This window comes from Mesorhizobium sophorae (assembly GCF_002270415.1).
In the GTDB taxonomy this organism is placed as follows: Bacteria; Pseudomonadota; Alphaproteobacteria; order Rhizobiales; family Rhizobiaceae; genus Mesorhizobium; species Mesorhizobium sophorae.
This window is the reverse complement of record NZ_NNRI01000013.1, coordinates 36,625-49,334: the sequence shown is the minus strand read 5'-3', so window position 1 is coordinate 49,334 and position 12,710 is coordinate 36,625. Positions and strand designations below refer to the sequence as shown.

Annotated in this window: 13 protein-coding genes and 1 other RNA gene; 1 reads left to right on the top strand and 13 read right to left on the bottom strand. The window is 63.5% G+C overall.

Translation table 11 applies throughout. From position 1 onward, the window contains the following. Window positions 1-8: 8 nt before the first annotated feature. Genes mraY through mraZ form a run of 7 tightly spaced genes read right to left on the bottom strand, consistent with a single transcriptional unit; the run spans window position 9 to window position 7,618 of the window. The gene (gene mraY / locus CGZ66_RS19475) at window positions 9-1,091 is read right to left on the bottom strand and encodes a phospho-N-acetylmuramoyl-pentapeptide-transferase (RefSeq protein ID WP_095086930.1); all 1,083 of its coding nucleotides are present in this window, start codon (window positions 1,089-1,091) and stop codon (window positions 9-11) included. Window positions 1,092-1,110: 19 nt separating this feature from the next. After that, window positions 1,111-2,541, bottom strand: a complete 1,431-nt coding sequence (locus tag CGZ66_RS19470; protein ID WP_095086926.1) for a UDP-N-acetylmuramoylalanyl-D-glutamyl-2,6-diaminopimelate--D-alanyl-D-alanine ligase — start codon at window positions 2,539-2,541, stop codon at window positions 1,111-1,113. Beyond that, window positions 2,538-3,986, bottom strand: a complete 1,449-nt coding sequence (locus CGZ66_RS19465; RefSeq protein ID WP_095086923.1) for a UDP-N-acetylmuramoyl-L-alanyl-D-glutamate--2,6-diaminopimelate ligase — start codon at window positions 3,984-3,986, stop codon at window positions 2,538-2,540. Before CGZ66_RS19465 ends, CGZ66_RS19470 begins: the two co-directional genes overlap by 4 nt. A 54-nt stretch (window positions 3,987-4,040) precedes the next feature. Then, window positions 4,041-5,750, bottom strand: coding sequence for a peptidoglycan D,D-transpeptidase FtsI family protein (locus CGZ66_RS19460; RefSeq protein WP_095086920.1), 1,710 nt, complete (start codon window positions 5,748-5,750; stop codon window positions 4,041-4,043). After that, on the bottom strand, window positions 5,747-6,142 hold the full coding sequence (gene ftsL, locus CGZ66_RS19455) for a cell division protein FtsL (protein WP_095086918.1): 396 nt from the start codon (window positions 6,140-6,142) through the stop codon (window positions 5,747-5,749). Before ftsL ends, CGZ66_RS19460 begins: the two co-directional genes overlap by 4 nt. A gap of 4 nt (window positions 6,143-6,146) precedes the next feature. Beyond that, a complete protein-coding gene (rsmH, locus tag CGZ66_RS19450; protein WP_095086915.1) occupies window positions 6,147-7,163 on the bottom strand; it encodes a 16S rRNA (cytosine(1402)-N(4))-methyltransferase RsmH in 1,017 nt (338 codons plus the stop codon). Next, window positions 7,160-7,618, bottom strand: coding sequence for a division/cell wall cluster transcriptional repressor MraZ (gene mraZ, locus CGZ66_RS19445; RefSeq protein WP_095086912.1), 459 nt, complete (start codon window positions 7,616-7,618; stop codon window positions 7,160-7,162). The genes rsmH and mraZ overlap by 4 nt, the downstream gene beginning before the upstream one ends. A gap of 408 nt (window positions 7,619-8,026) precedes the next feature. Here mraZ and CGZ66_RS19440 point away from each other — a divergent pair, with 408 nt between their 5' ends. Further along, window positions 8,027-9,142, top strand: coding sequence for a cystathionine gamma-lyase (locus CGZ66_RS19440; RefSeq protein WP_095086909.1), 1,116 nt, complete (start codon window positions 8,027-8,029; stop codon window positions 9,140-9,142). Here CGZ66_RS19440 and CGZ66_RS40830 read toward each other — a convergent pair. The 6 genes from CGZ66_RS40830 to CGZ66_RS19410 form a co-directional block, all read right to left on the bottom strand. Continuing rightward, window positions 9,132-9,422, bottom strand: coding sequence for a type II toxin-antitoxin system RelE/ParE family toxin (locus CGZ66_RS40830; RefSeq protein WP_245331173.1), 291 nt, complete (start codon window positions 9,420-9,422; stop codon window positions 9,132-9,134). The genes CGZ66_RS19440 and CGZ66_RS40830 overlap by 11 nt on opposite strands. 23 nt (window positions 9,423-9,445) lie before the next feature. Beyond that, the gene (locus tag CGZ66_RS40825) at window positions 9,446-9,676 is read right to left on the bottom strand and encodes a ribbon-helix-helix domain-containing protein (protein ID WP_245331146.1); all 231 of its coding nucleotides are present in this window, start codon (window positions 9,674-9,676) and stop codon (window positions 9,446-9,448) included. Window positions 9,677-9,827: 151 nt separating this feature from the next. Further along, window positions 9,828-10,227: RNase P RNA component class A (gene rnpB / locus CGZ66_RS19425), an RNA gene on the bottom strand. An 80-nt stretch (window positions 10,228-10,307) separates the two neighbouring features. Then, a complete protein-coding gene (locus tag CGZ66_RS19420; RefSeq protein WP_095086903.1) occupies window positions 10,308-10,988 on the bottom strand; it encodes a lytic transglycosylase domain-containing protein in 681 nt (226 codons plus the stop codon). A 210-nt stretch (window positions 10,989-11,198) separates the two neighbouring features. Continuing rightward, window positions 11,199-11,954: an N-acetylmuramoyl-L-alanine amidase gene (locus tag CGZ66_RS19415; protein ID WP_095086900.1), complete on the bottom strand. Its 756-nt coding sequence runs from the start codon at window positions 11,952-11,954 to the stop codon at window positions 11,199-11,201. Continuing rightward, window positions 11,951-12,670 carry a J domain-containing protein gene (locus CGZ66_RS19410; protein ID WP_095086896.1) on the bottom strand — a complete coding sequence of 240 codons (720 nt, stop codon included), beginning with the start codon at window positions 12,668-12,670 and terminating at the stop codon, window positions 11,951-11,953. Before CGZ66_RS19410 ends, CGZ66_RS19415 begins: the two co-directional genes overlap by 4 nt. Window positions 12,671-12,710 lie beyond the last annotated feature (40 nt).

The window sequence follows — 12,710 nt, the reverse complement described above, 5'->3', positions numbered from 1 at the left end:
GTGGGCTCCTATCTCAGCTTCAGGGTGGACAGGCCGACCAGCGCCAGGATGACGGCGATGATCCAGAAGCGGATCACAACCTGGCTTTCGGTCCAGCCGAGCTTTTCGAAATGATGGTGGATCGGCGCCATCAGGAACACCCGCTTGCCGGTCATCTTGAAGTAGCCGACCTGGATGATGACCGACAGGATTTCGACGACGAACAACCCGCCGACGATGACCAGCACGATCTCATGCTTGGTGGCGACGGCAACAGTGCCGATCAGGCCGCCCATGGCCAGCGAGCCGGTGTCGCCCATGAAGATCGCCGCCGGCGGCGCGTTGAACCAGAGGAAGCCGAGGCCGGCGCCGATGACCGCGCCGAGCACGACCGCCAGTTCGCCGGTGCCGGGCACGAAATGGATCTGCAAGTATTCTGCAAACACGGCGTTGCCGGACAGATAGGCGATGACGCCGAAGGACGCCGCCGCGATCATGATCGGCACGATCGCCAGCCCGTCGAGGCCGTCGGTCAGGTTCACCGCATTACCGGCGCCGACGATGACGAAGCAGGAGGACGGGATGAAGAACCAGCCGAGATTGATGATGAATTCCTTGGCGAAGGGGAATGTCAGCGACGACGAGAACGGCGCCTGGCCGTTGTGCATGATCACCCAGGCGGCGATGCCGGCAATGACGAATTCAAGCGCCAGCCGTGCCTTGCCGGAAAAGCCGAGATGCGACTGTTTGGTCACCTTCAGATAGTCGTCATAGAAGCCGATCGAGCCGAAGCCCAGCGTCACCAGCAGCACCACCCAGACATAGATGCTCGACAGGTTCGCCCATAGCAGCGACGACCCGATGATGCCCGACAGGATCATCAGCCCACCCATGGTCGGGGTACCGGCCTTCTTGAAATGCGTCTGCGGCCCGTCGGCGCGGATCGGCTGGCCCTTGCCTTGCCGCAACCGCAGCGAATTGATGATGGTCGGTCCGAAGATGAAGACGATGAGTGCCGAGGTGATCAGCGCTCCACCGGTGCGGAAGGTGATGTAGCGGAAGACATTGAAGACCGAGATCTTGTCCGCAAAATCGACGAGCAGTGTGAACATGCGCTTATCGTCCCCCGACCTAGGTCTGTTTGCTTGTCGTTTGAGCCGGGAACTTGCCCAGCAGCGCATCGACCAGTTTTGCAAAACCGATGCCCTTCGACGATTTGATCATGACCACGTCGCCCGGCTTCAGCGCGGCAAGCAGCACCGGCTTCAGTTCCTCGACGCCGGCGCGGTATTCCGTCTTGATTTCGCCTGGCAGCCTCTCGGCCAGCGCCCGCATTTCCGGCCCGCCGAGAAAGACTGTCTGCGTCCCGGTGCCGACGATGAGATCGGCAAGGGCGGCATGCAGCTTGGCCGAATGGTCGCCGAGTTCCAGCATATCGCCTAGCACGGCGATGCGCCGGCCCTCGCCTGTCACCGGCGTCGCATTGAGCAGCGCCATGGCGGCGCCCATCGACGCCGGGTTGGCGTTGTAACTCTCGTCGATCAGCGTGATCGGCCCGCCGGGGTGGCGTAGCACATGGCGCTTGCCACGGCCGCGCTCGGCCGAAAGATCGGCCAGCGCCAGCGCCGCTCTGTCGAGATCGGCGCCGACCAGATGCGCCGCACCCAGCACCGCCAGCACGTTCTGCACCATGTGGCGGCCGGGCGCACCGACCCGGGCCGTCACCTCGTGGCCGCCGATCCTGGCGGTGATGTCGGAATGGTCGGCATGGAGCTCGCATTTGACCAGCCTGAAGGTCGAGCGCGCATTCTCGCCGAAGCCGTACACGTGCTCGACTCCGGCGGCATGCGCCATCTTGTCCAGAAGCTTCCAGCGCCCATCGTCGCGATTGAGGACGGCTGCGCCGTCAGGCTCCAGGCCTTCGAATATCTCGGCCTTGGCCCTGGCGATCTCATCGAGATTGCGGAAGAAGCCAAGATGCGCCGCCGCGATCATGGTGACGATGGCGACATGCGGCCTCACCATCTTGACCAGTGGCCGGATTTCGTCGGGATGGTTCATGCCGATTTCGAACACGGCATAGTCGCAATCGACCGGCATCCGCGCCAGCGTCAGCGGCACCCCCCAGTGATTGTTGAAGGACTGCGCCGAGGCATGCACCTTGCCGACCGCCGACAGGACGTGGCGCAGCGCTTCCTTTGTGGTGGTCTTGCCGGCCGAACCGGTCACCGCAATGATCTTGGCCTCGGAGCGGGCGCGCGCAGCGACACCAAGCTTCTCAAGTGCCACCAGCACGTCTTCGACGACGATGATCGGTGCCGTCAGCCGACCGAGCGACGGCAGCTTGCCTTCCGCCACCACCAGCACGCCGGCGCCGGCCTTGATGGCGGCAGTGGCGAAGTCATGACCGTCCATCACCTCGCCCTTGATGGCGAAGAAGGCGTCGCCCGGTTGCAGGCTGCGGCTGTCGATCGAAATACCGGATATGCCTTCCGGCATCGGCCCGAGCGGCCGCCCGTCCATGCCGGCAACCAGCGCCTCGGAGGTCCACAGCAAGCTCATGCGGCACGCTCCCGCAGCGCCGCGCGGACTTCCTCATGATCTGAGAAATGCAGCGTTTCGGTGCCGATCGTCTGGCCTTCCTCGTGGCCCTTGCCGGCCACGATCAGCGTGTCGCCGGCATGCAGCATGGCGACCGCCTCGTGGATCGCCTGGCGCCGGTCGCCGATTTCGATGGCGTCTGGCGCGGCGGCAAGAATAGCGGCGCGGATCGTTTCCGGCACTTCCGAGCGCGGATTGTCGTCGGTGACGATGACGACATCGGCCAGCCGCGTCGCGATCTCGCCCATGATCGGCCGCTTGCCGCGGTCGCGGTCCCCGCCGCAGCCGAACACGACGATGACGCGACCGGTGGTGAAGGGGCGCACCGAGGCCAGAACGTTTTCCAGCGCATCGGGCTTGTGAGCGTAGTCGACATAGACCGGCGCGCCGTTGGTGGTGGTGCCAACAAGGTCGAGCCGGCCCGGCGCGCCCTTCAGTTTCTCCAATGCCATCAAGGCTTTGGCGACAGGTGTTCCAGTGGAAATGGCAAGCCCCGCCGAAACCAGCGCGTTCGATATCTGGAAATCGCCAGCGAGCGGCAGGTCGACCTCGTAGAGCACGCCGCCGGCCTCGACCTCGGCGCGCTGGCGATGGCGCTCGTGCTCGACCCGCTTCAGCTTGAGGAAATCGCCATGGCGGCCCACCGTCAGCACGTCGAGCCCGGCAGCCTGCGCCGCCTGGATCGTCGGCGCCGACCACGGATCGTCGGCGAAAATGACGGCCGGTGCGCCTTTCGGCAGCAAACTGTCGAACAGGCGCAATTTGGCGCGATGGTAATCCTCGACGGTCGGATGATAGTCCATATGGTCGCGGCCGAGATTGGTGAAGCCGCCTGCCGCCAGCTTGACGCCGTCGAGGCGGCGCTGGTCGAGCCCATGGCTGGAGGCTTCCATCGAGGCGTGGGTGACGCCGGCATCCGCCAATTCCTTGAGCAGTTGGTGCAAGGCGACCGGATCGGGTGTCGTCAACGAGCCATAGTCGTTGCGACCCGGCGCCACCACGCCGGTGGTGCCGATCGAAGCGGCGGCATAGCCGGCCTGCTCCCAGATCTGCCTGGTGAAGGCGGCGACCGATGTCTTGCCGCTGGTGCCGGTCACCGCGACCATGGTCTCAGGCTGCTTGCCGAAATAGCGGGCCGCGCTTAGCGCCAGCGCCAGGCGCGGATCATCGACCGCCAGCAATGGAACCGGCAACCCGGCGATGGCGCTGCCTGCTACGATTGCAGCGGCGCCACGCTGGGCAGCGTCGGCGGCATAGGTCGCGCCGTCCGCCTTGGTACCGGCGAGCGCGAAGAAGACGACGCCGGGCTTTACCTGGCGGGAATCCGACGAAATCCCGGTAACCTCCAGATCGGCGGAAGCTGTTCCTTCGACTGGCAGGATACCGGCTAGATCTCTGAGCTTCATCGAGTCCCGTTCACCACAACAAAATAGCGCGCAGTTGCCGGCGCGCCCTGAGAATCACTGATAGGAAACCAGCGTTGCACCATTTTCATGGCTGAAATCTGGCTTCACGCCAAGCATGGCCGCGGATCGCTTGATGATATTGCCGGCGATAACCCCTGCATTTGCGGCCGCGACGTCTGTCATGCCGGGCTTTTCCGGGTGCGGGGCGTCGGCGATCGTGAACACGAGGTATTGCGGATCGTCCATCGGGAAGGCGGCGACGAAGGTATTGAAATTCAATTCCTTCGAGTAGCGGCCATTGATGACCTTCTCGGCCGTTCCAGTCTTGCCGCCAACGCGGTAGCCGGGGACCCGGGCGTTTCTGGCCGAGCCCTTCTCGGCGTTGAGCGTATAGAGATAGCGCATGCCATCGACCGTCTTTTCGCTGACCACTTTCTTGGCCATAGCCATCGCTTCTGCCTGCGTGCGGACCAGGAAGGTAGGGTTCATCAGATAGCCGCCATTCATCAGCGCCGCGCAGCCGACAGCCGCTTGCAGCGGCGTCGTCGATACGCCATGGCCGAAAGCGATGGTGAACGAATTGACCTGTTTCCAGATCTTCGGTTCAGTCGGCCGAGCGACTTCCGGCAGTTCGGTCTGCATCTTGTCCAAAATTCCAAGGCGATGCAGGAATTCGCGGTGCCCCTCGATGCCGACCATCTCGGCCTCTCTCGCCGACCCGATATTGGACGAATAGAGGAACACCTCCGGCAATGACAGCACACGGTTCTTGCCGTGGAAATCGTGAATGGCCTGATGGCCGACCCGGATTGGATGCGAAGCGTCGAAGCGGCTCGCCATCGTTGCCTTGCCGGAATCGAGCGCCATGGCCGAGGTGAAACTCTTGAAGGTCGAGCCCATCTCATAGAGCCCCGCCGACATCCGATTCAGCCGGTCCTTCTCCTGTGCATTGTAGGGATTGTTCGGATCGAAATCCGGCACCGAGGCCATTGCCACCACTTCGCCGGTCTTGACGTTGAGCACAACGGCGCCAGCGCCCATGGCGCGATAGCGCTCCAGGCCGGCGGCGATCTCGTCGCGCACCACATGCTGGACGCGCAGATCGATCGAAAGCCTCACCGGCTTCAGATCCTTGGCCACCGCCAGGCCCGATGCCTGCAAGTCGCTCAAACCCTGCTCATCGACATATTTCTCCATGCCGGAGATGCCCTGGTTGTCGATGTTGGTGAGCCCGACAACGTAGGAAGAGGTCTCGCCGCTCGGATAGAAACGGCGCTTCTCGGTGCGGAAGCCGAAGCCCGGAATGCCGAGCTGCATGATGTCGGACTGCTGCTTGGGCGTCAGCTGCCGCTGCAGCCAGACGAAGCCGGCGCCGCTTTTGAGCTTGTGGTAGGTCTGCTCGTAGTCGATCTCGGGCAGAACCGTCGACAGCTTCTCGATCGCCTCGTCGGCGTCGACGATGCGCCGCGGTTCGGCGAACAGCGAGGCCGTCTTGATATCCGTCGCCAGCACTTCGCCGTTGCGATCGACAATGTCGGGCCGCGATGCCGTCACCCGGCTCTGCGGGCCGCCCGACATGTCGGGGGTCTGGAAGCCGAGATAGACCAGCCGCCCGGAAATAGTCGCGAAGATGCCGAAGAACACCGCCATCGTCATCACGATGCGCGTTCTGCCCTTGCCGCCGGTCGCCTTGCGGGCGCCCTCGACAACGATCGATCCGCCTTCACCGGCCTTGGTGCTGCGCTTCAGCAGTTTGCCGATCATTGGGCGATGCCTCCGGTCACAACGGGATCCTTGCCGTCCGGGGACGCCTTGTCGGAATTGTCGGCCATGCCGCCCTCGCGTCCTTTAAGGATGTCCTGAATATCCAGGGCTTTGGCCGGCAGGTCGCCGATACCGACGATCTGGCGGGCGCTGACCGGCTGGAGTTCGAGCTGCGACTTGTAGAGGTCGGCCAGCTTCTGCAGCCGCGACGGCTGGGTGAGCAGGCTCCAGTCGGCCTTGAGCAGGTCGATCGTGTCCTCCTCATAGCGGATCTGCTCATGGATCTTCTGCACCGCTGCCAATTGTTCCTCGGCCTCGCGCTTGGTCTTGTAGGTAAGGGCCGCCGCCGAAACCATGACGGCGATCAGGACGATGTCGCTGGTACGAAACACGTGCTTACCTCTCCCCCGGCCGGTCGATGCCGGGAAGTTTTGGAAGGCCGAAGATCGAAAAGTCGCTGTTGCGGGCGGGTGCCTCGGTGCGGATGGCCGCGCGCAGCCTGGCCGAACGGGCGCGCGGGTTGGCCGCGACCTCGGCATCGCCGGCAGTCACGCCGCCGCCTGACTTGCGGAAGGTCGCGGTGCGCGCCTGTGCCTCGGGCATATGGCGTGAGCCTGTCACGGCGTCGGCGCGATCGGCGATGAAGCGCTTGACGATGCGGTCTTCCAGCGAATGGAACGTTACCACGGCGAGCCGCCCGCCCGGCTTCAGCGCGCGTTCGGCGGCCAACAAGGCCTTCGCCAGTTCGCCAAGCTCGTCATTGACGAAGATGCGCAACGCCTGGAAGACGCGCGTGGCCGGATGGATCTTGTCCTTTGGTCCGCGGCCGACATGTGTCTCGATGGCGTCAGCCAGTTCCAGCGTGCGCTCGAACGGCCGCTTTTCGCGGCGAGCCTCGATCATGCGGGCAATACGGCCAGCGTGACGCTCCTCGCCGAGGAAGCCGAAGATGCGGGCGAGATCGCCCGGCTTGAAGGAATTGACGACATCGGCGGCGCTCAGGCCCGCTTGCGCCATGCGCATGTCGAGCGGTCCGTCGGCGCGGAACGAGAACCCGCGTTCGGCCTGGTCGAGCTGCATCGACGACACGCCGATGTCGAGCACGACGCCGTCAGCGCTCTCGACGTGCTCGTCCAGCGTCGAGAATGGCGCCTGCACCAACCTCAATCGGCCGCCGGATTGCGCCTCGAGATCGCGCCCGGCGGCGATGGCATCCGGATCGCGGTCGATCGCCACGACGGAAGCGCCCGTCGCCAGAATGGCCTTGGTGTAGCCGCCGGCGCCGAACGTGCCGTCGATGATGATGTCGCCCTCCGCTGGCGCCAGCGCTTCGAGCACTTCGCCAAGGAGGACCGGAATGTGGCGGGCCGATCCGCCAACGGCGTGAAGGTCATCGCCGTGGCCCACCGTCATTCCGGTCGCTCCCCAGGCTTCGTCCCCTGCCGAAGCTGCAAAAGCCGGGCACGCGCCTGCGCCCCATAGGCAGCTAGCCGTCCCGGCTCCCAGATCTGAAAGAAATTGCCGCGCCCGACAAAGGCCACCTCCGCCGAAATGCCGGTATGCTCGCGAATGAAATCGCTCATCGTGATGCGGCCGTCCTGGTCGAGCTTCAGGAAGGCGCCATCGCCATGGCAGAAGAACGACATGTCGTCCGCCGTCTGCAGGAAGGGATCTTCGAGTGCGATGCGCTCCTCGTAGCGGTCGAGCAGGTCGAGCCCCCCGACATCCATCGCCGGCTGGTCGAGACAGCGCAACCCATAGAGTTCCGAGTAGCCGCGCTTCTGCACGACGGCACGGAAATGCGCCGGAACGGAAACCCGCCCCTTCGCATCGATCCTGCTCACCGTGTTTGACAGAAACCGGTCCATTGAACGTCACAGCCGCTTGCGCCGCCGCACCCCTCTCCATCTTGCCGCACGCGCCGCCGCAACGCGCTCCCTGCCCCGTGTCAGCCTCGTCCATAAGGGCAAAAACCGGCAAACGCGCAGCCGCCGCGGCTGCCCGATTGGCGTACGCTTTACCGTGACGCGGAACGAAGGCTTGAGTATCGAAATGGGATATCATGGGGCACTATGGGCGTCAACGGGAATGGCTTCACAAACACGCGCGCCGCGACCAATGAGAGCAGCCTTGACGGCACGTCTCGTCTTTATGGTCCATTAAGCCTAACGAAGCGTTTAGACCCGCCTGGCCCAACCGGACGCGCCTTGCCGCGAGCCACCGCCCGGCATAGCGTCTCGCCGCATCCAGTGGTCACCAGAGGGTTCTGAGAATCGATGTCTGAAACAGCGAACGCACGCGCTGCGGCACTTCCCCACCTGCGCGACAGTGGGCTCGCCAAGGGCGATCCGATCCCCCTGCCGCTGACCATGGCCGCGATCTATCACACGCCCGGCGACGCCACCGGTTTCGATCAGTACGGTCGCTTCAGCAACCCGACCTGGGACGCGGTCGAGCATATGCTGGCGCATCTGGAAGGTGCACCCTGCGTCGCCTTTCCGTCCGGGATGGCTGCAATCTGTTCGGTGTTTTTCGGCCTGCTTAAGGCCGGCGACCGTATCCTGCTGCCTGCGGACGGCTACCACACGACAAGGGCCCTGGCCGACCGCTTCCTGAAGCCGTTTGGCGTCACGTACGATATGAGGCCGACATCGACCTTCCTCGACGGTGGCTTCGAAGGTTACCGCCTTGCCTTCGTCGAAACCCCAGCCAACCCGGGACTGGATATCTGCGATATCGCGGCCGTTGCAAAAGCCGCTCAAATGGCCGGTGCGCTCCTTGCCGTCGACAACACGACAATGACGCCCTTCGGACAGCGCCCGCTCGACCATGGCGCTGATATAGTCGTTGCCGCCGACACCAAGGCGCCCAATGGCCATTCCGACGTTCTGTTCGGCCATGTCGCCAGCCGCAATGCCGATATCATCGCCGCCGTGACCGGCTGGCGAGAAATCTCCGGCAGCATTCCCGGACCGTTCGAGGCATGGCTGGTGCATCGCGGCCTCGAAACGCTGGATGTGCGCTTCGACCGCATGTGCTCTTCGGCGGAAGTGATCGCACGGCGGCTGAAGGGCCACCCGGCAATCAGCGGCCTGCGTTTTCCCGGACTGGAGAGCGACCCGTCGCACAACCTTGCCCGAGCCCAGATGGAGCGCTTCGGCTTTCTCATCTCTTTCGAGCTTGCCTCTGAAGACAAGGCCGAGGATTTCATCAACAACTGCGATCTGATGCAGGCCGCAACATCCTTTGGCGGCGTCCATAGCTCCGCCGAACGCCGATCTAAGAGAGGCGATGCGGTTGCCGCCGGTTTCGTTCGCCTCTCGGTCGGTTGTGAGCCGGTGGAAGAGCTCTGGAAGGCGGTCGAGGCGTCGCTGGACAAGATCAGCGGCTGACCGGGGCGTCGATCATGAACCGAGGTCGTCGGCTTCGATCTTGCGTTTGCCGTGCAGCGCGCGGATGATTTCGATCGCGTCGTCGCCGACCCGGTACAGAGTGAGGTAATCGCCAACGACCAGATGACCGGATGGCCGGGGCGATATCGTCGCGTGGCGCGCCTGAGAAGGGATGCAAAGTCAGCAAATCCCACCGTCTTTGCAACGCATCCACGAGGCGGACAGCTGCCGATGGATCGTGGCCGGCAATGTAGTCACCGATATTTTCGAGGTCGACCACTGCTTGGGGTAGCAAGCGGTATTTCACTCCTGAAAGCCCTTGGTCTCTGCCAGTTTCAGATATTTGGCGCGCAATCGTTCCATGAGTGGCGGCCCTTCCAGTGCCGGCCCGCTGTCGATCCCCTCCTGCACGAGCTTGCGCAACTCCTCGACCGTGTAGCCATGCAGATCGCGCCGGTCCTTCCATTGCCGGAGCGCATCTCGGATCACCTCGCTCGCCGATGCGTATTCGCCGGCTGCGACCACGTCATCCACCGCCTGCGCCAGTTACGATTTAATCGCACCAACTTCAAGCAACCGGTAGCTCCCGCTTCGACGATAAGTAGCTGAATAGCTTGAATCGGCAGGCGCGCCCGAGGGCGCAACCTGCTGATCTCAAAGACTTCTTTTCGATGTCGTGGAGAGAATTGCCAGCTGGCCTGTAAGCCGGGTTCTGTATGGCCCTCGCCCCTTGCGAGGCGAGAACGTGGCGGCCATTCATCTTGGGCGCATGTTGCCATACGCCTCACGCAACCTACCCGGACGGTGAGCCGGAAACAGCCCTCGAGGGTTTCCCCTCGCACCGCCCCTATTCGGTCTTGCTCCCGGTGGGGTTTACCGTGCCGCTCCTGTTGCCAGTCGCGCGGTGGGCTCTTACCCCACCCTTTCACCCTTGCCACGATTAGATCGTGGCGGTTTGCTTTCTGTGGCACTTTCCCTGGGGTCGCCCCCGCCGGCCATTAACCGGCACCGTGTCTCCATGGAGCCCGGACTTTCCTCACCCGCGGCCTTTCGGCTGTTGCGGGTGCGGCCGCCCGGCCAGCTGGCAAGGCGTATAAAGGGGTTCACGCTCGAAAACGCAAACGAAAAAGCCGGCCGCTCCGGCCGGCTCCACACAACCAGTCGGCTAAAGCGCCGCCATCTGCACCTTGACCTTGCTGCAATAGGCGGCCGACACCGGGTTCATCCGCGTCGCGGCGTGGCCGGCGTTATATTTCAGGATCGTGCCGCAGGTGGTGCCGCCGCCGAGGTCCTGCGCCATGGCGAGGTACTTCATGCCGTATTTGATGTTGGTGTCGGGGTCGAAGAGGCCCTTTGCCGAACCGTTGTAGCCCATCATCCGCGCCGTCGCCGGCTTGATCTGCATCAGGCCGATCTCGCCGGCGCTGCCGACCATGTTCGGCCGGTAGTTGCTCTCGATGCTGATGACTGCGTGAGCGAGCGAAACCGGTACGCCGTAGCTCGCGGCATAGCGCGCGACGATCGCCGAATACTGACCGCCGCCGGCCACTGCTGCCGTCGACGCAGCCGCGTTCGTGAGGCCGATCGACGCCGTTGTCGCCATGTCCAAGGTCTTGCGGCCGCGCTTCGTCTGCCTCTTGGCGGATTTCTTCGGCTTGGCAAAACTTGCCTTTTCCATTTTCACGGGAGACCGCTTCGTGGCCTTGGCGTCTTGGCCTGCCTTGCTGGGTTTTGCGGATACCGCGACGAGCCCTTGATCAGCCCGAGGGCTGGCATTCGCGGCACCGAAGGCAAAAGTCATTACGCCGGCAGCAACAGCTGCCGTTAAAACGGTCAATTTCTGCATGTGATCCTGTTCTGTCTGAACCGCGTGAAGGTGTTCACGCAGCAACGCTTAATCAATATCGGAACATCCGGGGGGCTGGGGGTCCGACAACTTGCACGCCAGCCGTTTGAAGCTCGAATTGGTGCCAAACAAGGCCAGGCAAGTCACTTTGAGTGACAGCTTGTAACTTAAGGACTGGAATGAGTACCTTGGGAACAGCTTCCCCCGAGATCAAGACCTTACGGAAGCAAGCAGCCTTTCTAGCGTCCGCTGTGTCGAGCCATCAGCAACACCATCCACTTTGCGCGGCCGGAAATGTCGCTGAAACGCTTCGACGACAATCTCCGTCTGCCGGTCGAAAATGCCTGATATCTCGACGCCATAGCCATAGAGCGCCAGCATCGACTGCAACGCCTCGACATCGGCGCCGGTGTCTCCGGTCTTGAGCACGGCCCCTCGCCTGACGGGTGCGGCCGCCACGAGATGGCCGACGCCGGCCGCAAACAGCGCCCGCCATGGGAACTTCTCGCCCGGATCGATCTTGCGCCCCGGCGCCACGTCGGAATGCGCCAGCACTCGCTCGGCGGCAATCGAGTGCCGACCTGCGATCCCGGCGCACAGGCCGATCACCGCATCGATCTGTCGCCTGGGAAAACCGGGATAGCCCAGCGAATGTCCCGGATTGACGATCTCGATGCCTATCGAGCAGGAATTGATGTCGGCGCGTCCGAACCACGAGCTCTGGCCGGCGTGCCAGGCGCGATCGCTTTCCCTGACCATCTGCACGATGTGGCCACTCTCATGCACGAGATAGTGCGACGAGACCTCGCTGGCCGGATCGCACAGCCATGCTTCGGCGCCGGCACCGGTCGCCATTCCAGTGTAATGCAGCACGATCATGTCGGGCCTAAGCGTGTCGCGCCGCGGACCGAAATTCGGCGATACCCTGACCTCGGCGCTGGGCTCGTCGGGCAGGAAGCCGCTCATGCGTGCCGCAGGCCCCGCTCGATCATCTCATAGGCGGCGTTGATCGCCGCCACCCTGGTCGTTGCGATCTTGATGAACTCCTGCGGCAGGCCGCGCGCGATCAGCCGGTCCGGATGATTGTCGGAGACCAGCTTGCGATAACGCTTCCTGACTTCTTCGAACGGCTTGCCGCGTTCGATGCCGAGCACGACATAGGGATCACCTGCTCCGAGATTGACGTGCCGCGCCATGATGCTCTCGTAATGGGCCTCGTCGATGCGGAAAATCTCGGCGATACGATGCAGGAAGTGGCCTTCGCGCTCATGCACCAGCCCATCGGCCTTGGCGATGTGGAACAGACCGTCGAGTATGTCTTCCAGCATCACGCAGTTGGAATGACCCGAGCCGCACAGTTGCGCCATCCGCTCGGCATAGGTTTCGAAACCGGCAACGTCGCGCTGGGCGAGATCGAAGAGCCGCGCCACATTGCGCGTCTCCTTCGGCGGTACCTCGAATATTTCCTGGAACGCCCGCACCTCGTCCTGGGTCACGATGCCATCGGCCTTGGCCATCTTGGCCGACAGCGCGATCATCGCCACCGAGAAAGCGACACGCCGGCGCAGATCAGCGTCGCCGGAGAAAATCGTGCGCACGGCCTCCACGACGTCGGCGACGCCGGACGAGGTTGAGGATGAAACGCGCGTGATGAACTCGCCAAGGCGATCCCAAATCGACATGGCCTGCTTCTTAGGGCCACGGCCCCTTGCTATCAAGCCG

Excerpts from the sequence above, each read along its gene's own strand:
- CGZ66_RS19440 (WP_095086909.1), top strand. The coding sequence starts at position 8,027 with ATGTCTGAAACAGCGAACGCACGCGCTGCGGCACTTCCCCACCTGCGC.
- rsmH (WP_095086915.1), bottom strand. The coding sequence starts at position 7,163 with ATGACGGTGGGCCACGGCGATGACCTTCACGCCGTTGGCGGATCGGCC.
- CGZ66_RS19410 (WP_095086896.1), bottom strand. The coding sequence starts at position 12,670 with ATGTCGATTTGGGATCGCCTTGGCGAGTTCATCACGCGCGTTTCATCC.
- mraZ (WP_095086912.1), bottom strand. The coding sequence starts at position 7,618 with ATGGACCGGTTTCTGTCAAACACGGTGAGCAGGATCGATGCGAAGGGG.
- CGZ66_RS19415 (WP_095086900.1), bottom strand. The coding sequence starts at position 11,954 with ATGAGCGGCTTCCTGCCCGACGAGCCCAGCGCCGAGGTCAGGGTATCG.
- CGZ66_RS19465 (WP_095086923.1), bottom strand. The coding sequence starts at position 3,986 with ATGAAGCTCAGAGATCTAGCCGGTATCCTGCCAGTCGAAGGAACAGCT.
- CGZ66_RS19420 (WP_095086903.1), bottom strand. The coding sequence starts at position 10,988 with ATGCAGAAATTGACCGTTTTAACGGCAGCTGTTGCTGCCGGCGTAATG.
- CGZ66_RS19460 (WP_095086920.1), bottom strand. The coding sequence starts at position 5,750 with ATGATCGGCAAACTGCTGAAGCGCAGCACCAAGGCCGGTGAAGGCGGA.
- mraY (WP_095086930.1), bottom strand. The coding sequence starts at position 1,091 with ATGTTCACACTGCTCGTCGATTTTGCGGACAAGATCTCGGTCTTCAAT.
- CGZ66_RS19470 (WP_095086926.1), bottom strand. The coding sequence starts at position 2,541 with ATGAGCTTGCTGTGGACCTCCGAGGCGCTGGTTGCCGGCATGGACGGG.